A 22908-nucleotide genomic window follows, 5' to 3' on the forward strand; every position below is an offset into this window, starting at 1 on the left:
TGACCTCCATTAAAGAGGGAGCGGCGTCAGCGCGCCTCCCTGCTTGGGACTTGGAGTCGGATTGCCGATGGCGCAATCAGAACAGAGTCGGGGCAAAGGCGGATTTTCCTCTAATCAGTGATTTTTCTTACCGGTGGTACCGCCTTCGACCGCCGTTGATGCGGTTCCAAGAGGCGATGCTCGTAATCGGGGGTGTCGGCGGTCCGATCCGGCACCGAAGGAGCGATCTGTCGGGGTTGAGCCATGGGGATGCCCTCCTTCTGCCATTCCGCCATGCTGCCCTGCTCGCAGCGCGGTACCATTGGAGCGGCGGACGGTTGTGTCCGGCCCGGTCGTCCGACCGGGCGGCGGATGCCGTGGTCCAGGCGCTCGATGTCGCCAACCATCCGGCAGAGCGCCGCGCCATTGATGGGCACTCCGGACTTCCATCGGACCCCCAGGCTGGCCAGCGCCTCGGCGATCACCGCCCAGGAGTCGCCGTCCTGACGCGCCTTACGGATGTCCTTCAGATGAGCACGGATCAAATCACGCACCGTCGGCTTCGCTGCGGCCTGCGCGACCCGGCGGGCATCCCAGAAGCTGGGTGTCGTCATCGTGAGCACCTCTCCTCCAAATCCTATAAGGACATGGGAGAGACGGACATTGCGCGCTCGTGACGGAGCGAAATATCTGGAAGGGAGGCGCGGCCCGGCGCCGGAGTCGCCGGGCCGCGCCATTGGATCGAACAGCAACCTGTTACCCGGAGGGACGGATGCGGGCATATCGACACAGGATGGAAAGAGCATCGGCAACGGGTCTGAGGAAATCCAAGTCATTGACCATGAATTGACCAGTCAATGATTATTCATTCACACACACCCGTGCATTGAAATGCGGAATTGTACCGGCGCGGCACGCTCCAGCCCTTGCTAGCTTTGCTTCCCGGCTGGTTAGGGTGCCGTAACGGGTCCCCATCGTCACGATGGATTTGGACGCCCGGCTCCGGCGGATAGCCCACCCTCATCGACTAGCAATGTGTCGCCGGCCCGCTCGGACGAGGTGCCTGAACCCGGTTCGGCGGGGTTCAGCGCCAAGCCCATATGGAAGGAGGGAACCAACGTCAGCGAGATCATCACATGGCCAGAATCCGGACTGGATACGAGCGCGTCCCGCTGGACGTGCCGGACGACCTGATGCAGCGCGTCCGCCAGCGGCGGGGACGCGGCACCGATGCCGGTACGATGCTGCGCCTGCTTGAGCAGGCTCTGGATCTGGAGGAGGAGCGCGCCGAGATAGCGTGCATGCGCCAGGAGATGAGGGCCATGATGGAGACAATCCGCGCTGCCACCGATGCCATCGCGTCCACGACGGACGACCTCCGCGACGGCGTGCTGACCCTACTGGACCGCGGCGTCCCGCCCGCGAGGCGCTGATGCTGAGCATCCGGAAATCCATCAGCCCCGCTTATTATCTGGAGGAGCTCGGCTGGTCCTTCAATCCGGCGACCGGCTACTACACCCGGGCTGGGGTTGGCGGTCCCGAACCGGACGGCGTCTGGTACAACCCGAGCGGTCAGTTCGGCGTGCCCGATGGTGCGATCATCAATCCTCGTCTGTTTGCGCAACTGCATGCCGGTTTCGATGGCGATGGGCGCCCCCTGGTGCGCAACGCTGGCGCGGCGGGCCGAAAGGAGGGAGAGCGACAAGACGCCAAACGCGTTCCGGGGCTGGATCTCACCTTCTCCGCGCCAAAGTCGGTCTCGCTCCTGTGGGCGCTGTGTCCGGAAACCGTCCGGCAGGAGATCGAGTCTGCTCACCGGCATGCCGTCCGCACTGCCTTGCACCACCTCGAGCTGCATCTCGCCTGGGTGCGCGTCGGAAAGGACGGCGAGCACCGCATTCCAGGGCGCATCATCGCGGCCTGTTGGCAACATGGGGCCTCTCGGCCGACCACCGAACTCGACGATGACGGGCACGAAGTATCCCTACCCGGTGACATGCAGCTACACACGCATGGATTCATCCTGAACCTGCTCTTGTGTCGCGACGGCAAGATCAGGGCGCTGGACGCTGCTCCCCTCTATGCCAACAAGCTCGCACTCGGCGCCATCTATCGAGCCGCTCTGGCCGATGTGCTCCGCACGCGGTTGGGCGTCGGCATCCACATCATCGACGACACCTTCGAGGTGGACGGTGTGCCGTTCGCCCTGATCGACGAATTTTCGAAGCGATCGCGTGCCGCCCAGCGGGAACTGGCTGCTCAGGGCCGGGCCACAGCGACCGCCCGCGAGAAGGAGGTCGCCGTCCTGAGCACGCGATGCGGCAAGGACTATAGCGAAACCGCCGAGGCTCGGCACCGGCGCTGGCGCAGCGAGGCCACCGCCGCCGGTTTCCCACCGGACGCCCTCAACGCCGTGTTCGCAACCGGGAGCGAGCTAACCGACCAGTCGGCCCTGGACGAGCTGGAGGATCTCGCCGACCGGGTGACGGAATCGAGCAGCGTCGTGACCGAGGCGCGTATCTGGCAGCGGGTGGCCGTCGCGATGCAGGGGATCGGCGACTACGACGCCATCGCCACCGAGGTCGAGCGACAGCTGCGGCGCAACTTCTTGTGCATCGGCGAGGACGGCCGCGGACAGCCGCTCTACACCACGCCGGCAATGATCGACGTCGAACAGGCAGTGGAGGATGGCGCCAAGCAGCTGGCTGGAAGCGCGAGGCACAGGCTGGACCAGCACCTCGTGGATGCCGTGCTGACGACCCAGGCGCACCGACTCTCCGACGAACAGCGCGCCGCGGTGGTGCTGGCCACCACCGGTCCGGACCTCGCCGTGATCGAAGGAGGAGCCGGCACTGGCAAGAGCCATGCCCTGACCATCGTTGCCCGCCTCTATCAACAGGCCGGACGCCGCGTTGTCGGAGCCGCCGCTGCGTGGCGTGTCGCGCGGCAACTTGGCGAGGATTGCGGGATCGACTCCCGCGCCACGATGAAGTGGGTGACCGACCTGCGGCTCGGTCGCGACCGGTGGGACCGAAACACGGTCCTGATCCTGGACGAAGCCGGCATGACCGACGCCCGGGAACTGCGCACGATCCTCGACGCCGCCATCAAGGCGGAGGCCAAGGTCATCCTGACCGGTGACCGGCGCCAGCTCACCCCGGTCGGTCCGGGCCCCGCTCTGGAACTGGCGGTTGGGGCCGTCGGCCGTTCGATCCGGCTGCGGCAGGCGCGCCGGCAGATCGACCCTCGCGACCGGGACATCGCCACCTTGGCGGGTGACGGCGACGCGGCCAAGGCATTGGCGGCTCTGGACAAGGCTGGCCGGCTGCGACTCGTTGAGGGATGGCAGGCCACACTCGACAGCACGGTCGCCGATTGGGCCGCGTTCTCCGCCACCCATCCCGACCGCAATACCTTGATTCTCGCTCAAACCAACGCCGAGGTGCGGCATATCAATGCACAGGTGCGGGCGGTGTTGAAGGAGCGCGGCCTCGTGGCCCGGCAGCCGGAAGTGCTGATCCGGGCAGGCGCCGCCAGCGGCACGGCCCATGACCTTGCTCTGGCGCTGGGGGACACTGTCCGCTTCTATCGCCGCGACGAGACCTTGGATGTCATCAACGGCACGATGGGAACTGTCGTCTCGATCGCCGCGACCGGGGATGGCCACGCCGACGTGGAGGTCGCGATCGACGACCGACGCGTTCGCTTCAGCACCCGCCAGCTCTACGATTCAGATGTCGGACACATCCTGCTTGGCCATTCCTACGCCAGTACGGTGCACGGTGCCCAGGGGCTGACGGTGGACGACGTCTGGGCGGCGATGGCTCACGGCACGCGGACCGGCACCAGCAATTCCACCTATGTGATGCTGTCGCGCAATCGCCATCACGTGCGGCTGGTTGTCAACCGGACGGCGATCGAGGACGACATCCGCGACCGGAGCGGTGAGCGCCGCCGCCCAGGCCGCGAGGCGATTATGGAACGGATGGCCGCCGATCTCGCTCGTCCCGCGATCCAGCATTCGGCCTTGAACATCCTGCGCCGATTGGCAGATCCAACGGCGGAGGCGGCATCGAGCACCGACAACCTCCTGCGTGCCGCCGCTGGGCTGCGGACGGCGTTGCGCACCCTGCGTGACCGCGCGGTGGCCGGTGCCAGGCAGGCGCGCAACGCCGCCCGTGCGGCCGTATGGCTTGAGCGGTTTCGCACATCGCCGGGCATCGCCACCCGGCAGGAGGACCCTCCCGGCCCGGAGCCTGATCTGCTGGATCACCTCCGCCAAGCCATCGAGCGGAGGCTGGGCGCCAGCGGCCCGTCCAGACCCCGGGTCATCACCGGGGCCCGTCTATCGGCACCGATCCCGCACCGCCTGTTGGACATCGCCGCCGACGGATGGCGCATACGACTCCGTGACACCGGCGGGCAGATCAGGGTGTCGGCGGCGCAATACTCGACGCCTTCGTCGGCACCCACAGATCTGCTCGACGAGGTATACCGGGCGATCGGCAGCGAGACACGCCGCCGCGGTTGGACGGACCGGAATATCCAAGCTGACGGCGCACTGGCGGAGCGGCTGCGCGAGGGCTTCGCCCCCATCATCACGCCGCCGGCACCCTCCCTGCCGGCCAAGCCAAAGCGGCGGACCGGGCACACGGTGGCTCCAATCATGCCACCGGACCTTACCGGGCCATTTGTCAGCCGCAAAAAGCCACCGCGGCGGCGCGGCGGGCGTGATGAGCAATGAACCATCACAATCTCTGCCCACTGCCCATGCGGCGGTGCCTGCATTGGACCAGGAACGCCAGAACATGGTGGCGAGGAACAGCCCGTCATCCTCCGATGAGCGCGAGCGGACGCGACCCCCGGTTGCCCGTACGGACGCGACCGAAGTTGATAAGAGGTGACGATCGGCCCGACAAGGCGCGTCCTACCCGGTATGCTTCCCCAGTCAAAACGGCAGGTTCTTGGCCCGATCGACACCAGGGGGTGGCCTGACGCATCACGGGGCACTCTCGCCGGTATCCAGCTCAATCACGATCGGATCGTCAAGAAGGCAATCCAGTGCTGCCAACTCCTCGTCGTTGCTTGGCACACGCAACGCCGCGAGCAACAGTCCCACGAAATCAGCGTCAAGATCGTCATCGATGGAGTGGACCGAAATTGCGACTTTCCGCGACGTCATGATGAAGCTCCGGCGTGAGATCTACACGGTGTCATCCGTATTGGTCAAACGATGTGCGTGCGGGCCGGCGCCATACTTAGCAGCCTCAATATCCGCAACAAGGTCGGCTGGCAGTTCGCCTACGGCGTACACCTCCGGATCCCTCCGCTTCCGCTGCTCCACAGCATGCACGTTGTCCCGGCGGAGCTTGGGGGTCCGGGGGAAATCGCGGGTGGCGTCGGTCGGCATGTTCACCCCACCCTCGACTCTGTAGGCGGGATCGGCCGCATTCGTCCCCAGCATCACGGCACGCGATCTGTCGCATCATGCTCCTCTCCCTCATGTTATGGCCAAACTCCGGGTGAAAGCCAAACCAAGTCGCTGGCATCGGCCCCCGGTGATGGCCGCTACCGGCTCGGCCCCGACGGCCGGCTTTACTGCAGGCAATGCCAAAGGGAGATGAAGCGCGTCGCTGACGCCGCGGGAGTGCCGCGGATGCGGCATATCGACCTCGGCCGACCGGCGGGAGCCGGCCACCACGACCGCCAGCCTGCGCGGACGCAGGCGGGCTGGCAGGAATCAGCGCCAGCATCCATCCGCCCGCTCTGAACCGAGGATGATGACCGACAACGTGGAGGGTGGTGGCATCCGGCCGGGCCGCGGCCGCGCCATGCGGCGCCGCGGCCCGGCCGGACGCCACCACCCCATCGATTATTCCGGACCCATCCCATGAAGTTCATGCAAACGCCCGTCGAGTCCACCTCGGCCCGCATCTCCCGGCTGCGTCGGATCGCTGAACGTGCTGAACGCGATTGCGCCGCGAGCGGCGGCCGCCCGGACCTGTTGTTGCGCGCGGCGCTGCACCACCATGCGGCCGGTGACCTCGACATCGCGAGGGAACAGGCCGAGATGCTCATCGATCGTGCGGACAATGACCCCGAATACGCGCCGCTCTGGCTGATCCGCCAAGCCCGGGATCTGATCGCTCGTATCGATGGCTTGGACGACGCTCCGCGCATCGCCGGCTGACCCGCTCCCGTCTTCCCAGAACTCGTCCTCAAGATAAGCCTGTCCAAGATGAGGTAGCGATGCCCGACTCACTGTTCAGCCTCTCTGTTCCAGCCACCGAAACGCCGGTTGCTTCCCAGGAGCGCCCATCGCCCACGCCAAGGACCGCCGTCATTGTCGCCAGCGACCGGTTTGCCCTGCAAGGCATCGCCGCGCTGGCTGGGCAGGTCCATTCCATCGACAGCATCGAGGCGCACGATAGCCTCGACGCGGCGATGTCCGGACCAGCGGCGGCTCTCATCATCGTCCATGCCGGAACGTCCGGCTTGACCACACCGCGGGTGGCGGCGCTGACCGAGCGCAGACAGGCTGGAGCTCTCCTTGCCGCCCGGGGCAGCGGAGGCAGTGGCGTGGCGGCGTTGCGGACCGCCGGCGCGCGCGCGCTCCTGACCGGAAGGGAAACGCCGGCGCTGTGTGCCAGTCTGTTCGAGCTGACCCTTGCCGGCGGCTGGTGCTGGCCTGCAGCGGCGGGAATCGATCCGGATGAGAGTGGTCTGTTGCCACGCAGACCAGCCCCTGCGTTCGGCCTCACCGCAAGGCAGTGGGAGGTTGCTGCGGAACTTGTGCGCGGCCACAGCAACAAGGTCATCGCGGTTGCGCTCGGAATGAGCGAAGGGACCGTCAAGATACACCTCACCGCGGTCTTTCGGACGCTCGGTGTCAGGAACAGGGCGACCGCGGTTGCTCGTTTGATTCCTGTCCTCGGCGCCACCGTGAGCCCAGGCGAACAGGGCGGAGAACGCCAATGAGGACGCGGCGGACGAAGCCCTCCCTGATGAAGCACAAGCCATCGACCGCCGACACCTGTCGATGTGCCCGTTGCGGCATCTGGCACGACCAGGACCGTGCCGGTCGCGATACATGGCTCCTCATCGGGCCGGCCGGCGATCCCGACACCTTCGCGCTGTGCAGCCGCTGCTACAGCACACTCATGCGGCGGCGGCCGCAATTTCTCGACCTGGACACGTATCTGACCCTCCTGCCGTCCCGCTGGCCGCGCCGGGGAAGGAAGGACCAATAGGGAGGATCAGGCCATGGCCCGGTGTTACACCGCCGCGGATAGGGAAGCGGCCCGCCGCATCGTCCACGCCGTGGTGCCCAAGAGTTTTGTCGTTGGAATCTGCCCCCATGTTATTGACGGCAAGTTATGGGTTCGGATCGATGACGCGCCCTTCCCCGCAATCATGCCATGGAGGATCGTCAGGTTCGGCAAGATTGTTTCTTACAGCGCCACCGCTCCCGATTCCCTGACTTATCCGCCCCTTGTCGCTACCGTGGTGCAGGACATCCGCGGAGCCCTCTCCGCCGCTGGAATTGAAGAGGTGGACATCAGTCTGTCGCAGGTGGCGGCCGAGCGGCAGGCCAGACAGATCCTTGCCTTGACCCACAGCGCTCACGGACGCATGCGACTGGCCGGTCTGCTTAGCGCCGCCGGGTTGAACGATGAGGCAGTCGCCGCCCAACTGGATTGGCTCAACCGGACCTCATAAGTGGCAATTCCGAGGTAGAGGCCGATCGCATGGCCGTCGTCGCCAGCGTCACCCCCGGTCCGGGTCCCACAACGGCAGGACACAAAGCCACCATTGAGCGTCCGCAGCACACGTAGTCGGTGGAGTTTTGCCAATGGCCGGCACCGACATCTAGCACAAACCCACTCTCCTCTCCCATTCCAGACCTGGAGATTTCCCTTATGACCTCGACCGCTCTCACGGTCCCGCCGAGCGAAGCCACGCTGATCACCAATCCCCTCTCCGCCACCGTTGATGCTCTGGAGGATCAGCTCTTCAGAACGAACCCAACGCACCGGTCGAACCCGGTAGTCCAAACCGTCGACCTTGTCCGCGTGGTCACCGTCGACCTTGTATGCTGGCGACATCAGGTCAATGACGACCATACCCTCTGCGCCTTGGGAGCGATCGCCGAGGCACTTGACGATGCCCACCTCCTGGTCGTCGCCGCCCGGCAGAAAGCACCGCAGCCGTGGCAGCCACTGGCGGGCCAATGTGACTGCTACACGCAGATGCGCCGCCACCTGACCGACGCTGCGGAGATCCTCGAATGGGCGATGACCGTGGCTCGCAGCGTCGATCTGAAGATGAGCGTTGACGTCCGACAGGCAATCTGTCGTGACGAGGAGGGCCGAACCGTCACGGTGTCGACAGCCACGCTCAGCCTGCGCGAATGACAAGGGTGCGCAAACCGACGAACCACCCCGCCATGTCACATCCCGATCCCGCTGATCACCGGGAAATGCCCGTTTGACGCCTCTCCCGCTGATGGTTGGTCGGTAGCTGACCGATGAGCACAAGCGAGAACGAAGAGAAAACCGCCGATCGCTCCGACCGCCTAAGCTACGCACTGGAACACCTGATGAATCTGTCCGCAATGAACTGGATGGATGCCGATACGAAGCTCCTGGTCTTCTCCATCCGCCTGCGTCCGGCGGCCACCACAGCCAATCCCGAGACGATGCTGCAGGCTCTTCAGGCCGCCAGCATCCAGTACCATCTGGTCCGTCTACGTTTCTGACCGGCACGGCTTGGACATGTGAGGACGTCCAAACCACCACCCGTGACTCGTTTAATCGCTGCTGATGGGCCTGATCCAGGGGGGAATCCGGATTCGGCTGTAGTCAAGACATTTATTTTCGCAAGATTTCCTCGGAGGAGGAACGAGTAGACCGCGAGGTGGAGCGCCGGAGCACCCTGAACGTGACGCCACAAAACGAGGGATCGGCCCAAGTCGGCGTCAACAGGAGGCGGTCATGCACCCCACCACCCCGTATCCGCTCGACGGGATCACCGCCAGCACGCTGGCGGGTCTGCGCGGCGCGTCCGCGCTCGGCATTTCCATGATAGCCGTGACCGACGGCGCGGTCGAGGTCTCATGGCCGGACCGCATCCGTCACGACACCCTGGAAGCGGTCGGCGTCCTGACACTCGCGGCGCTGGACGAGGAGTACGCCCGCCTGCGCTTTCCGGCCGAGCCCTACAGCCTCGGCTGGTTGGTGGACAAGGCGATGTGCTTCGACCACCGGGAGCAGACGGTGGTCGCGGCGATCGTCGGCAGCGTCCCGCCGGCAGGCTTCCGCGACGGGATGCGGCCCCACTTCAGCACCTCGGCGGACCGTATCATCGAGCAGTACGGGCTGTCGGGCCTGTGGCGCCGCTCCGGCCGGAGCGGAACCCACCGCGACCTGCGCCCGATCGACCTCGAAGCGTACGCCCGCGCCCTGCGACACGCGGATTCGGTGCGACGGATCACCGCCCTGGTCCTGCTCGGCCTGTACAACGCCAACATGCTGCGCGTCATCGCCAAGCGCACGCTGCGCATCGGCGCCGTTGATGCGCTGGGGATCCTGCGGCGGACGGCCCCCGACGCCTGGGGCGACGCGCTGATGCTGCTCTCCCACTACCCCGGCTGATAGAGCCGCCTCCGGTACGAGGGATGCCTCAACATGGGGCATCCGGCCTGTCTTGGATCGAGCACGGGAGTGCGACCATGTCCATCATGACGAAAACCGCGCCGGAGCAGGATCCGGTTACCTTGAACGTGACCGACGTCCTGGCGCACCGGCAGAACGCCCCGGTGGGACCGTGGCAGCCGAACCAGATCTCCGAGAGCGCCGCCCCCTCTAACACCCACATTTCGACGGAGAAGCCGGACGGCGCGCGGGCGACCGACACGATCACTGACAGGATCACCGGCGAGATCAGGGCGATGTCCAGTTCCCTGACGGTGCAGGAGATCCTCACGGCGATGGGGTTCCAGGCCAACGAGATCGCTGGAGCACGGACCTATGTCAGCCGGCGCGACCGACAAACTCACCCGCCCGGGCGGTTCGACAGTGCCGGCCGGTTCTGGGCCGAGGAGCATTTCACCTGCTGCGCCGGGCTCCGCCCGCCATCGCGGGCCTATCCCTACCCGCAGATGACGCATTGCCGGTCGCTCGACCACGTCGCTCACCTGCACAATGCGCATCGCGCCCGCGTGCGCGCGGCCGTGCGCCTCCTGGACGACCTCGGGGCGCCTTCGTCGGTGGACATCGACGTGTTACAGCAGCGCTTCGCCCATGTCATTCGGCGGTCGGCCAAGGCGGCTCTCGATGAAGCCGGGGACACGATGACGGCACACGAGCGCATGCATCTCCACCGGTTGGCCGCTTCCAAAAATCGCTGAACCGACCACAAACGGATCGCCTTCCCCCTCACCGGTACGCCGGTGAGGGACTCGGGCATGGCATGAACCGGTCGTAGCCTGACCGCCATACGGCCGTGCGCCGTGTCGGGTGAGCGCACTCGCGGGCGGTACCCTCGGAACGGAAAATGAAGCGTGCCCATTCGACCTCACCGAACAGGTTGGGCAGTGCGGATTCCAGATTGCGGTAGCGGAAAATGGCGCGGAGGGATAGATGATTGAGCGGGGTGATGTGGTGATCCGCTTGGGGGACCAGCGACTGGTCGCGATGATCTGCGGCGGCTGCTTGAATGATCTGTGTTTTGTCAATGATCTAGGGGAGCCGTCAAGAGACGTGGCGAAACTGCAAGCAGCAATCACTCGGATTGACGGTGCCGTGATGATTCTGTTCGGCGACAAATGCAGCCAGCGTGAACTGTCAGGCCATGAGCGCATGTGGCTGATATCACGGCTGCGTGTGGCGAATTTGCTTGCTGAACTTGCGGGCTGATTTGACGCGTTTCATCGCCCGTCTCCGCATTGTGCAGCAAACGTTTCACCGCCTCGGCATCGCTTCGGCTCTGGATCTGCCCATCGAGCATGAAGCCATCGCGGCTCACCGCCCGTCATAGGTAGGACTTCCCGCCCGCGACGGTCAGGGCAACCTCGTTGAGGTGCAACTTGTCCTCCCGGCGCGGGGCCTGCTGGCGCAGCTCAGCGAGCTCGTACCCGAACGTCAGACTCCACTCGCACCGGCTGGTGGTTCACGACGCTGCCGCGCGCCACCAGCATCCCTTCCACCATCCACAGGCTCAGCGGACACGGAAAGCTCAGCCACACCGCCGTCGGCATGACCTCGGTGGGGAAGCGATAGTCGGCATAGCGGAGATCGGAGCGCTTCGGCATGTCCGCCCTATAACGCCCCGGATCACTGCGAGCCAACCTGAACTTGACGGTACCGGCGCCCGTGCCGAATGTCGATCAGACGTCCAGATGGCTGATATCGAACTGCCAAAGTTCCAGCGCCTGCTGCAGGTCGGCGAGGCTCAGCCCCGCGTTGTAGTCGTCCGTGGTGATGTCACCGGCGATGCTGTGGCCGAGCAGCGCCTTGATCATTGTTTCGTTGCATCGGCGGCGCAGAAGGTGGGTATTCACCGTCGTGCGGAAGCTGTGAAAATCCAGACCGGGCTTGTAGATCCTGATGGCTCGGCGGTACTCCGTCCACCACAGGCTGTACGCGTGGCCGTACATGCCAAAGCCGCCGCCGCGTTTCAGCTCCGGGAAAAGCAGGGGGGCGCCCTCGGCCCGGCGGGCCTGGGCGTGCTTCAGGAAACCGATCCGGATCAACGACGAGTGGACGGGTACCGTGCGGGCGCTCGCCGCGGTCTTGAGTGTCCGCCCCGCACCTTTCCGGATGCAGAAGACGGCGATGCCGTCCTCCTCGTCGACATCCTCCGGCTGCAACTGGAGGATCTCCTCCAGCCGCATTCCTTGGTGCGCGGCAATGAGGGGACCCCAGAACCGGGCGTCGCGCGGCGGCGGGCAGTCGGAAGCCGTGGCGCGCAGGCGGTCGTCTATGCAGCCGATCCACGCCGGTGAACGGAACAGGCTTTCCAACTCGTTCACTTCATACGCGAGCCGCTTCCGGCGATGCTCCTTGACCAGCGCCTTGTCATAGTACTCGCTGGCAAAGACAGAGGTATCCTCCTTGCGGTCCAGATACTTCATCCCGGCTGTGAAGACCACGTTCAGGAAGTTGATGTGCTTGTTGACCGTCGCCAGCGAGTAGCGTGACACGTGCCAGCTGTCATCGTCTTCGTCGCGAAAGATGCCGTGCACCGAGTTCGGATCCACCTGTTCGTCGTTCAAGGCCTGCTCGAAGGCATTCGCCTCGGCGACCAAGTCCGTGATGGTCAGTTTGGCGAACCTTCCTTTGCCGGCCAGCTTCGGTACGTCGAGAAGAAGCGCCTTGTAGTCGCTCGCGTCCGCGCTCGTCACCTCGTCGATCGGCACATCACCCCGGTATTCGACGAACATCCGGATGCTGGTGGTCGCATCCGCGATGGACTTGTCGTTCCAGCCCTTGTTCCGCTTCAATTTGATGCACTTCTGCAGCATCTCCGTGATCGTCGGCACCGCCTTGCGGAGCGCGGGTGCAGCAGGGGCCACTATGGGTGCCGTGGTGGGCGACGAAGCCGCTGCGGTCTCCATCACGGTCGGGGGAGGCGCGAGTAAGCCCGGCGGGGCCAGCAGGATCTCCGGCGGCACGCGTTCACCCGAGGCCGCCTGACCATGTACGGCACCGAGCACCGACAGGGCTTGGCGTTCCAGGACGCCGCGGCTGCTCGGGTCAATGGCAATGCCATTCTCCACCTCCAACCGCTCAACAGCGCGCTGCACATGAGCCTGCGCCATGGGGCGGTCGTTGCGGCGCGCGGCGTCCAGGAACGCTCCCTGCACGCCTTGGGCAATGGTGGCGCGGATCGTCGAGGCGGCGCGCGCCGTCGTCAGCTGTGCCGGCGGCGCAGGGTTCGCGGCGACGAAGTCGCGAATGGCGCGGTCCAGGTCCGGAGGCAGCCAGGGGCCGCGGTGGACGGGCCCGCCATCGGCGGGCTCGTTCACCATGGCCATGGTCTGGTCGTCGCTGCCCTGGGCGAGGGCACCGGTTGACGGACCTGATGCAATCCCGTCGGCCCGGCCCTTGTCCGGATCCTTCAGGTCGGCGTCTTCGATACCGGTCATCGGCCCTTGTTGGGCCAGCCAGTGCAGCAGGGGCTGGGCGAGGTCCTCCGGCACGACGATGCCGCGCGCCGCCGTAGGACGCGGGACGAACCCGATGTCCGGCGGCTGCAGGGCGCGTTCGGCCTGCTCGGCGGCCAGGGCGTCGTCGCGCACCTTGGCGAGGATGGAGGTCAGCGTGGCGGGGTCTAGCGGTGCGTGCAGCATGCGCAGGTCCTCCAGTGCCAGATCGAGCGCCAAGCCGATGCGCCGGGCTGCTCGGAGGACGCTCGTACCGAGCGATAGGCTTAGTCTCCCGCGCGGAGACGTCAGCTGCAAGTCAGACGGAACGCGGCGGCGCCAGTGCCAGGTCTGGTGGCGGAGGACGAGGTGCGCGGCTTGGCCCATGCTCGGTACTCTGACGGGACCGGGCGGCGCGTTGGGCAGCAGCTTTGGGCTACAGCCATGGGCACCACCTGCGGATCGTTGCAGGAGCGTCGGAACCAAGTGGCTGTTTCTAAAGGGAAGTCGTGAGAGTTGGTTGGGGGACTAGGATTCGAACCTAGGCTGGCGGAGTCAGAGTCCGCTGTCCTACCGCTAGACGATCCCCCAGACCGTCACCGGGGCGGCTCGTTTGCCGTGCCCCGTGGTGTGGGCGGGTTTATAGCGACCACATGCCGGACTGTGAAGAGCTTTTTTCGCTTCTGATGCACTTTTTTTTGGGCGTTGACCGCCGGTCCGGTTTTTCCCTGGACCGGCGGCGCCTTTCACTCAGCGTGGGACAGCGCCCGCCATGGGCGCGATGATCCGGCGGAGGTCGTCGTCGGCCTCCAATTCCTCCAACATACGGGGAAGGCGGCGGCGCCAATTCGGATGCTGGTCGACGGTGCCGGGCAGGTTGGGCTGTTCGTCGTCCGCCAGCGCGTCCTCGATCTGAACCATCACGATACGCGACGGGGTGTGCGCCAGATAGGCGTGGACGGCGGCGGACAGTTCGACGCGGAACGGCTGGTCGCCGTCCTCGGTGGGATAGCTGTCCGGGCGCACCCCCTCGCGGGACAGGGCCTGCAACAGGCGCCAGCGGTCGACGCCGCGGTCCCAGCGGTCCTTGTCCCGGCTGGCATCGTCGGGATAGAGACTGAGCCGCTGCCGCCAATCGAGGTCGCGGCCGGTCCAGAACCCTTTGAAGGGTGCCAGATCATGCGTGCTGACCGTCGCCATGGAACCGGCGGGATACTCGCCGGGGGGCTTGAAGCCGCCGTCGGCGGTGCGTTCGAAATACAGCACGCGGTAGCTGAGGATGCCGGCCTGTTCCAGAGCCGGCCGGAAGCCTTCCGGAACGGTGCCCAGATCCTCGCCGATCACGACGCAGCGGTTGCGGCGGCTCTCCAGCGCCACGATGCGCAGAAGGTCGTGAAAGGGATAGGCGACATAGGCGCCGTCGCTGCCGTCCTCCGGAATCCAGAACAGGTGCTGCAGCGCCATCACATGGTCGATGCGAAGCGCCGCCGCATGGCGCATGTTGGCCCGCAGAAGCTCGACGAAGGGACGATAGGCGGATTCACGCAGGCCCAGCGGCGACAGAGGGGCGAGACCCCAGTTCTGGCCCTTCAGGTTGAACTGGTCGGGCGGCGCGCCGACATTGGCGCCCTGCACCAGCATCGACGGGTCGGCCCAGGCGGAACCGCCGCCGGGATGGGCGGCTACGGCGAGGTCGCGGTAGAAGCCCATGGCAAGCCCGGCGGAACGGCCGCGCGCCGCCGCCTCCCCCAACTGGCGGTCAGCCTCGAACTGCGCCCAAGCGAAGAAATCGACGCGGTCGGCATGGTCGGCGGCGAAGGCGGCAACCTCGGCGCTCCCCGGGTCCTGGAAGGCCGCCGGCCAGCTGCGCCACATCCACAGCGATGGGTCCTTGCGGAAGAAATGCTCGTGCAGGGCATCGAACAGGGCGTGGCGGTCGAGCGCAGCCCCCATCTCCTGCCTGAAGCGGGCGTAGGCTGCCTTGCGCGGATGGCCGTCGGGCAGGCTGCGGAAGCGGGCGTGCAGCCCTTCCAGAACCGGAAGCTTCAGCGCGGCGACCGCGGGGTAATCGACCAATTCCGCCTGCCGTGCTGCGGCCAGCGCGGACTGGAAAGCGGGGTCCGCGATCCGGGTGCGCAGGTCGTCGGCATCCGTCAACTCGGGAACGGAGGACGGGTTGATGTAGAGGATGTTGAGGAACTGGCGGCTGGACGGCGAATAGGGGCCGATATGGTTCGGGTCGGCCGGGAACAAGGCATGCAGCGGGTTCAGCCCGACCAGCCCGGCGCCCAGCCGGCCGGCGACCTCGGCGAAGCCGCAAAGATCGCCGAAATCCCCCATGCCCCAATCGCGGTCGGATCGCAGGGAATAGACCTGCAGCCCGATGCCCCAGCAGCGGCCGGCCGGCACCATCTCCTCCACCGCCACACAGCGGTCGGGCGCCACGATCAGGGTGGTGGCACCGGATGGACCGGCGCCGCCAGAGGCTTCCACATGCACGGCCAGCCGGTGATAACCGATGGGCAGCGAGACCGGCAGCAGGCCGCCGAGCGCGCGGCGCTCATAGGCCGTGCCGTCCACCGTGGTACGCTCCTCCACCGGCAGATCGTGGATCGCGACGCGGCCACCCTGGGTGATCCCGCCCTCCGGTGTCAGTTCCCACACCAGCGTAGCGTCATCCAGGCCGGCAGGCAGGGAGACGCCCAGCCCGATCCCCTGCCCTTCCCCGGTGACCAGGACCGGCGGCAGCGGACGGCTCCAGGAGCGCCGCTCCACCGTGCGCAGGCTGGCGGCGACGTCCTCGTCCGTGGCGGCCGCCAACCCCATGGCGGCGACCAGCGCCCGCTTGGTGGCGGCGGAGGTCTCGCGCCGGTTGCCCCAGATGTCATGATAAAGGGGTTCTAGTCCAAGCAGATCGGCCAGCCGGTCGAGATCACTCATGCAGGGTCCCCGCGGGTTGTACGGAAAGGGTGTGGGGCTAAGGGATTGGGGGACGCGGTGCGTGGCGTCAATGCAGACCGGCGGCCTATGCCATCGGCGCCTCCCGCGTCACCCGGCCGGAAGGGCGGATGCCGCCTGCCCTCCGGCACCCGGTGGCGGGGCGGACGAGGCGGAAACGTCGTCGGCGGGGACCGCCGGCAGGGCAGCGGCGGCCGCCTTGGCCTGGGCGATCTGCTCCAGCCGGCTGCGGTATCCGGAGACGGCGGCGGATACCTCCCGCGTCATCGCCTCCAGCGGGCGGTCGGGATCGACGGCCTGCATCAGGGCGCGCGACAGGGCCTGCAACTGCTCCCGGTCGTCGACGGGGACCGGTCCGCACTCCGCGGCGGCGCGGACCTTGTCGGCCAGCGTCTTGACGGCGCGGGCCACCGCCTCAACCGGGGCGTGGTCGCCGTCCTCGCCCAGCCGGCGCAGCAGGTCGTCCAGGAAGCCGCCGATGCGGCCGATATGGTCGATGGCCATGCGGTCCGGCACCGGCCGCGCCAGCCCGGCCAGGGCGAACTCCACCAGAAAGGCGACCTGGATGCTGGCGCGCAGCCGCTTCTGGGTGGTGACGGTCGAAATCGCCTCGTTCAGCTGCATGCGGGCGCCGGACTGGGTCCATTGGCCGACAGCCTTCAGGCGGAGCGTGTTGGGGGCGTCCAGAACCGGCACCTGGGCGCCTTCGCGCGGGGATTTGCGGCGGTCGGGGCCGGTGTAGTCGGCGGTGACGACGAAGCCCTTGCGCGCCTCGATCAGGCTGACGATCCGGTCGCGCACCTGCTTGGGCGACACCGGCTTCATCAGCAGATCGTCGCCGCCGACATTGGTGACGCGGGTCAGCAGTGCCGGAGTCGGCGCCCAGGTGGTGACGATGACGCAGGCGAAGGGGTTCGGCACGGCCGGTTCGTTGCGCAGGGAGCGGATGAAGCGGAAGGCTTCCGAATCCTCGCCGTCGGCGTCGAGCAGCACCAGATCCGGCATGGCCGCGGTCAGCAGCCCGGCGGCGGCCCGCACCGAATCGAACAGCTCCACCCGGCGGAAGCCCAGGCGGATCAGCACGTCGCGGAACACGCGCGCGGTGTTGAGCTGGCTGTCGATGATCGCGGCGTCGACCTGCGAGAAATCGTAATCCGGCATCGCCCTACCCGAAGCTCCGCTGCGATCGTGACGGCAACACGTCCCGCAGGGTAACACGCATTGTCTCCGCCCGTCGCGGTAGCATCTTCACCGGGGAAAAGACCAGTGGGCAAAGGATCGCAGGGGCGGAACAGCCGCCTTCCGAGCCGCTGCCGAAGCCGTACGCACCGCTCACATCCCCGCCTGTTCCACCAGGGTGAAGACCAGCACCGTCCGCCCGTCGACCAGCACCGACCGGCCGGCCAGATGCAGTCGTTCGTCCCCCGCCCCGTCGGCGACGCGGGTGTCGAGCAGGCAGCGCCAGCCCCGGCCGCCCGGCACGTCCGGCAGGGTGACGGTCAGGATGTCGGCATGGGCGTTCAGTACGATCAGCATCACGCCGTCGGACAGCGGCTGCCCGTCCGGTCCGGCATGGGTGCCGGCACGGCCGTTCAGCAGCAGGACGATGCAGCGCGCCTGGGTGTTGCGCCAATGCTCGGCGGTCTTCTCGACACCCTGGGCATTGTACCAGACGATGTCCTTCAGCCCGTTGGCCGCGGTCTCGCGCCCATGCAGGAAGGTGGGGCGGCGCAGAACCGGGTGGGCGCGCCTCAGCGCGATCAGCCGGCGGACGAAGGACACCAGCGCCCCGTCGCGCTTCGCCCAGTCCAGCCAGGTGATGTCGTTGTCCTGGCAATAGGCGTTGTTGTTGCCGTCCTGGCTGTGCTCCAGCTCGTCGCCGGCCAGCATCATCGGCGTGCCCTGCGACAGCATCAGCGTCGCCAGCAGGTTGCGCTTCTGCCGGGCCCGAAGCTCGTTGATGCCGGGATCGGCGGTCTCGCCCTCCACCCCATGGTTCCACGAGCAGTTGGCGGAATGGCCGTCGCGGTTCTCCTCGCCGTTCGCCCAGTTGTGCTTGTCGTTGTAGGCGACGAGGTCGTGCAGGGTGAAGCCGTCATGGGCGGTGATGAAGTTCACGCTGGCCCAGGGCCGGCGCCCGCGCTTCTCGAACAGGTCGGCGGAGCCGGCGATGCGGCCGGCCAGTTCCGGCAGCATGCCGTCGTCGCCGCGCCAGTAGCGCCGCACGGTGTCGCGGTAGCGGTCGTTCCACTCCGCCCAGCCCGGCGGGAAGTTGCCGACCTGATAGCCGCCGGGACCGACGTCCCACGGCTCGGCGATCAGCTTGACGTCGGCCAGCACCGGGTCCTGCCGCACGGCGTCGAGGAAGCCGGAACCGGGGTCGTAGCCGTAGGGCTCCCGCGCCAGCACGGTGGCGAGGTCGAAGCGGAAGCCGTCGACATGCATCTCCGTCACCCAGTAACGGAGGCTGTCCATCACCATCTGGACCACGCGCGGATGGCTGAGGTTCAGTGTGTTCCCGGTGCCGGTGTCGTTGATGTAGTAGCGCGGGTTGTCCGGCATCAGCCGGTAATAACTGAGATTGTCGATGCCCTTGAAGGATAGGGTCGGCCCCAGATGGTTGCCTTCGGCGGTGTGGTTGTAGACGACGTCGAGGATGACCTCGATCCCCGCCTCGTGCAGGCGGGCGACCATCGTCTTGAACTCCGACAGCACGCCGGTGGTCATGTAGCGGGGCTCCGGCGCGAAGAAGCCGATGGTGTTGTAGCCCCAGTAATTGGTCATGTTGCGGGTGACGAGATGCTGCTCGTCGGCGATGGCCTGGACCGGCAGGAACTCCACCGAGGTGATGCCGAGCGCCCGCAGATATTCGATCACGCTCTGGGTCGACATGCCGGCGAAGGTGCCGCGCAGATGGGCCGGCACCTCCGGGTGGCGCATGGTGAAGCCGCGGACATGGGTCTCGTAGAGGACCGTCTCGGTCCAGGGCACCCGGCGGTGGCGGTCGTGCCCCCAGGTGAAGGCGCCGTCCACCACCCGGCATTTCGGCATGCCGCGGGCGTTGTCGCGCCGGTCGAAGGATAAGTCCTCCTTCGTCGAGCCGACCCGGTAGCCGTAATGGGCGTCCGACCATTTGAAGCCGCCGAACAGCGCCCGGGCATAAGGGTCGATCAGCAGCTTGTTCGGGTTGAAGCGGTGCCCCTCCTCCGGCTCGTACGGCCCGTGGACGCGGTAGCCGTAGAGCAGGCCGGGGCGGGCGTCGGGCAAATAGCCGTGCCAGACCTCGTCGGTGTGCTCGGGCAGCGTGACCCGCTCCACCTCTCGCTGGCCGGTCTTGTCGAACAAGCAGAGTTCCACCCGCTCGGCATTGGCGGAGAACAGCGCGAAATTGACGCCGAACCCATCCCAGGTGGCGCCGAGCGGATAGGGCTTGCCGGGCCAGACCGGAGTGCGGGCGGGGGTGGGGGGCATCAGCGGGCGGCCTGTATATTGGAAAGGAACTGCGGACAAGCCCTCTCCCCCCCGCTCACGCGCAAACGAAGTTTGCGCTGACGCGGCAGGCGGACCAACGGTCCGCCGAAAGCGGGGAGAGGGTTGGGTGAGGGGGGCATGGGGTAGAGATTTGCAAGAGACCGGGACCCGGCTTCCGCCCGCGGACGGTCGCCGCGCGTCCCCCTCACCGGCCCTGCGGGCCACCCTCTCCCCGGGGGGGAGAGGGTTATCGGATCGTCGGCCCGCCGACCGATCGCAAGCAAGTCGATCAGGAGAGAGGCAACGCGAGTCCGGCAATCCATTCGTCCCGCCGGAAACACCGACCGGCCGATGGAACGTTTGGAACGGTATGAAACAGTTTTCGGGGCCTGTTCCATTGTTCCATGCCCTCGTTGCCCCGCCGCGACGGAGTACGGACACCGCCGGCGGTACAGCACCTTGCGGTTTGCCCGTAGGGTCCACATCGCGTCGTCATTGGAGGGAACGGAGTTCCTATCGAGCATGAGCCAGCGCACGTCTCACCGGTTCCCTGAAAAGACGCAAGGGATCCAATAAGAAAGCCTCCCCCCGGCGTCGTCAAGGGAGGTTGGCGAAAGGAGAGTGGGTGTCGCTGTGCGTGCATCCCTCTCTCGCCCTGGGAGAGGGATGGGGCCTATAAGCAGCATGGGAAGGGTAAGGGGTGCGGCACGAAGCCATGCGGTTCGGGATTCTTGGGCTCCCTCTCACCCTCCCCACTTCATGGGTCCCCTCCCTCTCCCGGGACGGGAGAGGGGCGATTTAGCTACTCCGCCTTCCGCTCCAAGATCAGCGTCGAAAGCGGCGGGATGGTCAGGTCCAGCGAGTGGGTGCGGCCGTGCCAGGGGGTTTCCTCGGCATAGACGCCGCCGCCGGTGTTGCCGACGCCGCTGCCGCCATACTTCGCGTCGTCGGTGTTGATCCGCTCCACATAGCGGCCGGGCAGCGGTACGCCGACGCGGTAGCCGTACCGGGGAATCGGCGTGAAGTTGCACACCGCGATCACGATGTGCCCGGACTCGTCGGCCTTGCGCAGGAAGGTGAAGACCGAGTTCTCGTTGTCGTTCGACTCGATCCATTCGAAGCCGGACGGGTCGCAGTCGGTCTTGTGCAGCGGCTCCAACTCGCAGTAGACGCCGTTCAGGTCGCGCACGAGGTCGCGCATGCCCCGGTGCATGGGCTGGTCCAGCAAATGCCAGTCCAGGCTGCGCGCCTCGCTCCACTCGCTCCATTGGGCGAACTCGCCGCCCATGAACAGCAGCTTCTTGCCGGGGTGGGCGAACATGAAGCCGTAATAGGCGCGCAGGTTGGCGAATTTCTGCCAGTCGTCGCCCGGCATCTTGTTGATGAGAGAGCCCTTGCCGTGGACCACCTCGTCATGGCTGAGCGGCAGGACGAAATTTTCGGAAAACTGGTAGATCAGCCCGAAGGTCATCTGGTGGTGATGGTAACGGCGGTGGATGGGGTCGTTCTGCATGTAATGCAGCGTGTCGTGCATCCACCCCATGTTCCATTTGTAGCCGAAGCCGAGACCGCCGAGATATGTCGGCTTCGACACCATCGGCCAGGAGGTCGATTCCTCCGCCACCGTCATCGCACCCGGCTGCTGGCCATAGACCAGCTCGTTCATGCGCTTGAGGAAGGCGATGGATTCGAGGTTCTCGCGACCGCCGAACTTGTTGGGGACCCACTCCCCTTCCTTGCGGCTGTAGTCGAGATAGAGCATGGAGGCGACGGCATCGACGCGCAGGCCGTCCAGCTTGTAATGGTCGAGCCAGAACAGCGCGTTGCCCAGCAGGAAGTTCTGCACCTCCGTCCGGCCGAAATTGTAGATCAGGGTGTTCCAATCCTGGTGGAAACCCTGGCGCGGATCGGCATGCTCGTAGAGATGCGTCCCGTCGAAATCGCCCAGCCCATGCGGGTCGGTCGGGAAATGGCCGGGCACCCAGTCCAGCAGCACGCCCAGGCCGGCGCGGTGGCAGGCGTTGACGAAGTCCTTGAAGTCCTCCGGCGAGCCGTGGCGGGCGGTCGGTGCATAGAGGCCGATGGGCTGGTAGCCCCACGAGCCGTCGAACGGATGCTCGGTGATCGGCAGAAGCTCGATATGGGTGAAGCCCATGTCCTTGGCGTAGGGGATCAGCCGCTCCGCCAGTTCCTGGTAGGTCAGGAAGCGGTTGTCCTCCTCCGGCACCCGTGCCCAGGAGCCCAGATGCACCTCATAGATGGAGATCGGCGCGGTGCGGTCGGAGGTGGCGACCTTGCGGCTCTGCCACTCCTGGTCCCGCCACTCGTAGGACGGCAGGCCGTGCACGACCGAGGCGGTGGCCGGGCGCATCTCCGCCTGGAAGGCGTAGGGGTCGGCCTTGGCCGGCATCAGGTTGCCGTTGGGCCCGCGGATCTCGAACTTGTAGCGCTGGCCGGCATGGGCGCCGGGGACGAAGATCTCCCAGACCCCGACCTCGACGCGCCGGCGCATCGGCAGGCGGCGGCCGTCCCAGTTGTTGAAGTCGCCGACGACGCTGACGCTGCGCGCGCTCGGCGCCCACACGGCGAAGGACACGCCGGCGATGCCGTCGACCTCGCGCGGGTGGGCGCCCAGCTTCTCGTAATTGCGCAGGTGGGTGCCCTCGGCCAGCAGATGGACGTCCAGTTCGCCCAGCATGTTGCCGAAGCGGTAGGCGTCCTCGAACTCCTGGGTCGCCAGCGGGTATTGGGCGCGCAGGCGGTAGCGGAAGCGTTCCGTCCGGTCGGGCATCACCGCAAGGTAGAAGCCGTCCTGGTGGATGCGCTCGGCCTCGCCCGCAGGTTCGCCGGTGGCACTGTCGATCACCCACAGCCGCTCGGCGCCGGGCACGAAGGCGCGAACCTCCACCGGGCGGCCGGGCGCCTCCTGCTGCATGCCCAGCACGGCGAAGGGATCGCCATGGTCGGCCCGCGCGATGGCGTCCGCCGCCGCGCGCAGGGCCTCGGCCCGGTGATCGGCGGGGCGCCGGTCGTTGGAACGGCTTTCGGGGACGCCGGTCTGCGCCTGGTCCTTGCGGGTGTCCGTCGTCATGTCGCTCGCCATTGGCCAAGTGCCCTTCTTCGTGGAGGCCCTATCGTCTTCATGGACCGTTGATCGTTCACCGTCCAGCCGGATCACTGCGGCAGCATTGCCCATGCTGCCCCCTCCCTAACCCTCCCCCGCTGACGCGGGAGAGGGGACTGCCGCCGCTTTGCATAAGGCACCCTCTCCCGCGATCAGACCGGCCTTCGGCCGGCCGAGGGCGGGGGAGGGACGGGGTGGGGGCAAGTTGGCACTGCTCCGTCTTCGCAGGAGT

At 66.6% G+C, this 22908-nt stretch carries 19 protein-coding genes and 1 tRNA gene; 11 read left to right on the forward strand and 9 right to left on the reverse strand.

Annotated features, from left to right (window positions below):
- Positions 1-110: 110 nt before the first annotated feature.
- Positions 111-593 carry a hypothetical protein gene (locus tag J2Y49_RS17065; protein WP_310116056.1) on the reverse strand — a complete coding sequence of 161 codons (483 nt, stop codon included), beginning with the start codon at positions 591-593 and terminating at the stop codon, positions 111-113.
- A gap of 522 nt (positions 594-1115) precedes the next feature.
- Between J2Y49_RS17065 and J2Y49_RS17070 the strand changes: the two genes are divergently transcribed.
- Positions 1116-1412 carry a hypothetical protein gene (locus J2Y49_RS17070; RefSeq protein WP_310116057.1) on the forward strand — a complete coding sequence of 99 codons (297 nt, stop codon included), beginning with the start codon at positions 1116-1118 and terminating at the stop codon, positions 1410-1412.
- A complete protein-coding gene (gene mobF, locus J2Y49_RS17075) occupies positions 1412-4723 on the forward strand; it encodes a MobF family relaxase (protein WP_310116058.1) in 3312 nt (1103 codons plus the stop codon). The genes J2Y49_RS17070 and mobF overlap by 1 nt, the downstream gene beginning before the upstream one ends.
- A 255-nt stretch (positions 4724-4978) precedes the next feature.
- Here mobF and J2Y49_RS17080 read toward each other — a convergent pair whose 3' ends face one another.
- Positions 4979-5161, reverse strand: a complete 183-nt coding sequence (locus J2Y49_RS17080) for a hypothetical protein (protein ID WP_310116059.1) — start codon at positions 5159-5161, stop codon at positions 4979-4981.
- A 708-nt stretch (positions 5162-5869) separates the two neighbouring features.
- On the opposite strand from J2Y49_RS17080, the gene J2Y49_RS17085 reads away from it, so the two are divergent.
- The 9 genes from J2Y49_RS17085 (at position 5870) to J2Y49_RS17125 (ending at position 10895) form a co-directional block, all read left to right on the forward strand.
- A complete protein-coding gene (locus tag J2Y49_RS17085) occupies positions 5870-6169 on the forward strand; it encodes a hypothetical protein (protein ID WP_310116060.1) in 300 nt (99 codons plus the stop codon).
- 59 nt (positions 6170-6228) lie between these two features.
- Complete coding sequence (locus J2Y49_RS17090) at positions 6229-6957, forward strand: LuxR C-terminal-related transcriptional regulator (RefSeq protein ID WP_310116061.1); 729 nt, start codon at positions 6229-6231, stop codon at positions 6955-6957.
- A 26-nt stretch (positions 6958-6983) separates the two neighbouring features.
- A complete protein-coding gene (locus tag J2Y49_RS17095) occupies positions 6984-7229 on the forward strand; it encodes a hypothetical protein (protein ID WP_310116062.1) in 246 nt (81 codons plus the stop codon).
- A 13-nt stretch (positions 7230-7242) separates the two neighbouring features.
- Entirely contained in the window at positions 7243-7698 is a 456-nt protein-coding gene (locus J2Y49_RS17100) for a hypothetical protein (RefSeq protein WP_310116063.1), read from the forward strand.
- Positions 7699-7898: 200 nt separating this feature from the next.
- The gene (locus J2Y49_RS17105) at positions 7899-8393 is read left to right on the forward strand and encodes a hypothetical protein (protein ID WP_310116064.1); all 495 of its coding nucleotides are present in this window, start codon (positions 7899-7901) and stop codon (positions 8391-8393) included.
- A 113-nt stretch (positions 8394-8506) separates the two neighbouring features.
- Positions 8507-8737: a hypothetical protein gene (locus J2Y49_RS17110; RefSeq protein ID WP_310116065.1), complete on the forward strand. Its 231-nt coding sequence runs from the start codon at positions 8507-8509 to the stop codon at positions 8735-8737.
- A 235-nt stretch (positions 8738-8972) separates the two neighbouring features.
- On the forward strand, positions 8973-9632 hold the full coding sequence (locus tag J2Y49_RS17115) for a hypothetical protein (protein WP_310116066.1): 660 nt from the start codon (positions 8973-8975) through the stop codon (positions 9630-9632).
- Between the two features lie 77 nt (positions 9633-9709).
- Entirely contained in the window at positions 9710-10387 is a 678-nt protein-coding gene (locus tag J2Y49_RS17120; protein ID WP_310116067.1) for a hypothetical protein, read from the forward strand.
- A gap of 232 nt (positions 10388-10619) precedes the next feature.
- Positions 10620-10895, forward strand: coding sequence for a hypothetical protein (locus J2Y49_RS17125; RefSeq protein WP_310116068.1), 276 nt, complete (start codon positions 10620-10622; stop codon positions 10893-10895).
- Between the two features lie 203 nt (positions 10896-11098).
- Here J2Y49_RS17125 and J2Y49_RS17130 read toward each other — a convergent pair whose 3' ends face one another.
- The 7 genes from J2Y49_RS17130 to glgB form a co-directional block, all read right to left on the reverse strand.
- The gene (locus J2Y49_RS17130; protein ID WP_310116069.1) at positions 11099-11290 is read right to left on the reverse strand and encodes a hypothetical protein; all 192 of its coding nucleotides are present in this window, start codon (positions 11288-11290) and stop codon (positions 11099-11101) included.
- Positions 11291-11365: 75 nt separating this feature from the next.
- Entirely contained in the window at positions 11366-13510 is a 2145-nt protein-coding gene (locus J2Y49_RS17135) for a site-specific integrase (protein WP_310116070.1), read from the reverse strand.
- Positions 13511-13640: 130 nt separating this feature from the next.
- Positions 13641-13714 (reverse strand) — tRNA-Gln (locus J2Y49_RS17140).
- A 159-nt stretch (positions 13715-13873) separates the two neighbouring features.
- Positions 13874-16063, reverse strand: coding sequence for a 4-alpha-glucanotransferase (gene malQ / locus J2Y49_RS17145; RefSeq protein WP_310116071.1), 2190 nt, complete (start codon positions 16061-16063; stop codon positions 13874-13876).
- 108 nt (positions 16064-16171) lie between these two features.
- On the reverse strand, positions 16172-17242 hold the full coding sequence (locus J2Y49_RS17150; RefSeq protein ID WP_310116072.1) for a response regulator: 1071 nt from the start codon (positions 17240-17242) through the stop codon (positions 16172-16174).
- A 171-nt stretch (positions 17243-17413) separates the two neighbouring features.
- Positions 17414-19552, reverse strand: a complete 2139-nt coding sequence (glgX, locus tag J2Y49_RS17155; protein WP_310116073.1) for a glycogen debranching protein GlgX — start codon at positions 19550-19552, stop codon at positions 17414-17416.
- A gap of 802 nt (positions 19553-20354) precedes the next feature.
- The gene (gene glgB, locus J2Y49_RS17160; protein ID WP_409017861.1) at positions 20355-22643 is read right to left on the reverse strand and encodes a 1,4-alpha-glucan branching protein GlgB; all 2289 of its coding nucleotides are present in this window, start codon (positions 22641-22643) and stop codon (positions 20355-20357) included.
- Positions 22644-22908 lie beyond the last annotated feature (265 nt).

Origin of the sequence: Azospirillum sp. BE72 (genome assembly GCF_031455875.1) — a bacterium.
In the GTDB taxonomy this organism is placed as follows: Bacteria; Pseudomonadota; Alphaproteobacteria; order Azospirillales; family Azospirillaceae; genus Azospirillum.

What these genes read in the sequence shown, in the direction of transcription:
- J2Y49_RS17150 (WP_310116072.1), bottom strand. Translation starts at nt 17,242, where the DNA reads ATGCCGGATTACGATTTCTCGCAGGTCGACGCCGCGATCATCGACAGC.
- J2Y49_RS17100 (WP_310116063.1), top strand. Translation starts at nt 7,243, where the DNA reads ATGGCCCGGTGTTACACCGCCGCGGATAGGGAAGCGGCCCGCCGCATC.
- J2Y49_RS17105 (WP_310116064.1), top strand. Translation starts at nt 7,899, where the DNA reads ATGACCTCGACCGCTCTCACGGTCCCGCCGAGCGAAGCCACGCTGATC.
- J2Y49_RS17090 (WP_310116061.1), top strand. Translation starts at nt 6,229, where the DNA reads ATGCCCGACTCACTGTTCAGCCTCTCTGTTCCAGCCACCGAAACGCCG.
- mobF (WP_310116058.1), top strand. Translation starts at nt 1,412, where the DNA reads ATGCTGAGCATCCGGAAATCCATCAGCCCCGCTTATTATCTGGAGGAG.
- J2Y49_RS17080 (WP_310116059.1), bottom strand. Translation starts at nt 5,161, where the DNA reads ATGACGTCGCGGAAAGTCGCAATTTCGGTCCACTCCATCGATGACGAT.
- J2Y49_RS17065 (WP_310116056.1), bottom strand. Translation starts at nt 593, where the DNA reads ATGACGACACCCAGCTTCTGGGATGCCCGCCGGGTCGCGCAGGCCGCA.
- J2Y49_RS17130 (WP_310116069.1), bottom strand. Translation starts at nt 11,290, where the DNA reads ATGCCGAAGCGCTCCGATCTCCGCTATGCCGACTATCGCTTCCCCACC.
- J2Y49_RS17085 (WP_310116060.1), top strand. Translation starts at nt 5,870, where the DNA reads ATGAAGTTCATGCAAACGCCCGTCGAGTCCACCTCGGCCCGCATCTCC.
- J2Y49_RS17110 (WP_310116065.1), top strand. Translation starts at nt 8,507, where the DNA reads ATGAGCACAAGCGAGAACGAAGAGAAAACCGCCGATCGCTCCGACCGC.
- glgX (WP_310116073.1), bottom strand. Translation starts at nt 19,552, where the DNA reads ATGCCCCCCACCCCCGCCCGCACTCCGGTCTGGCCCGGCAAGCCCTAT.
- J2Y49_RS17095 (WP_310116062.1), top strand. Translation starts at nt 6,984, where the DNA reads ATGAAGCACAAGCCATCGACCGCCGACACCTGTCGATGTGCCCGTTGC.
- J2Y49_RS17120 (WP_310116067.1), top strand. Translation starts at nt 9,710, where the DNA reads ATGTCCATCATGACGAAAACCGCGCCGGAGCAGGATCCGGTTACCTTG.
- glgB (WP_409017861.1), bottom strand. Translation starts at nt 22,643, where the DNA reads ATGACGACGGACACCCGCAAGGACCAGGCGCAGACCGGCGTCCCCGAA.
- malQ (WP_310116071.1), bottom strand. Translation starts at nt 16,063, where the DNA reads ATGAGTGATCTCGACCGGCTGGCCGATCTGCTTGGACTAGAACCCCTT.
- J2Y49_RS17070 (WP_310116057.1), top strand. Translation starts at nt 1,116, where the DNA reads ATGGCCAGAATCCGGACTGGATACGAGCGCGTCCCGCTGGACGTGCCG.
- J2Y49_RS17135 (WP_310116070.1), bottom strand. Translation starts at nt 13,510, where the DNA reads ATGGGCCAAGCCGCGCACCTCGTCCTCCGCCACCAGACCTGGCACTGG.
- J2Y49_RS17115 (WP_310116066.1), top strand. Translation starts at nt 8,973, where the DNA reads ATGCACCCCACCACCCCGTATCCGCTCGACGGGATCACCGCCAGCACG.
- J2Y49_RS17125 (WP_310116068.1), top strand. Translation starts at nt 10,620, where the DNA reads ATGATTGAGCGGGGTGATGTGGTGATCCGCTTGGGGGACCAGCGACTG.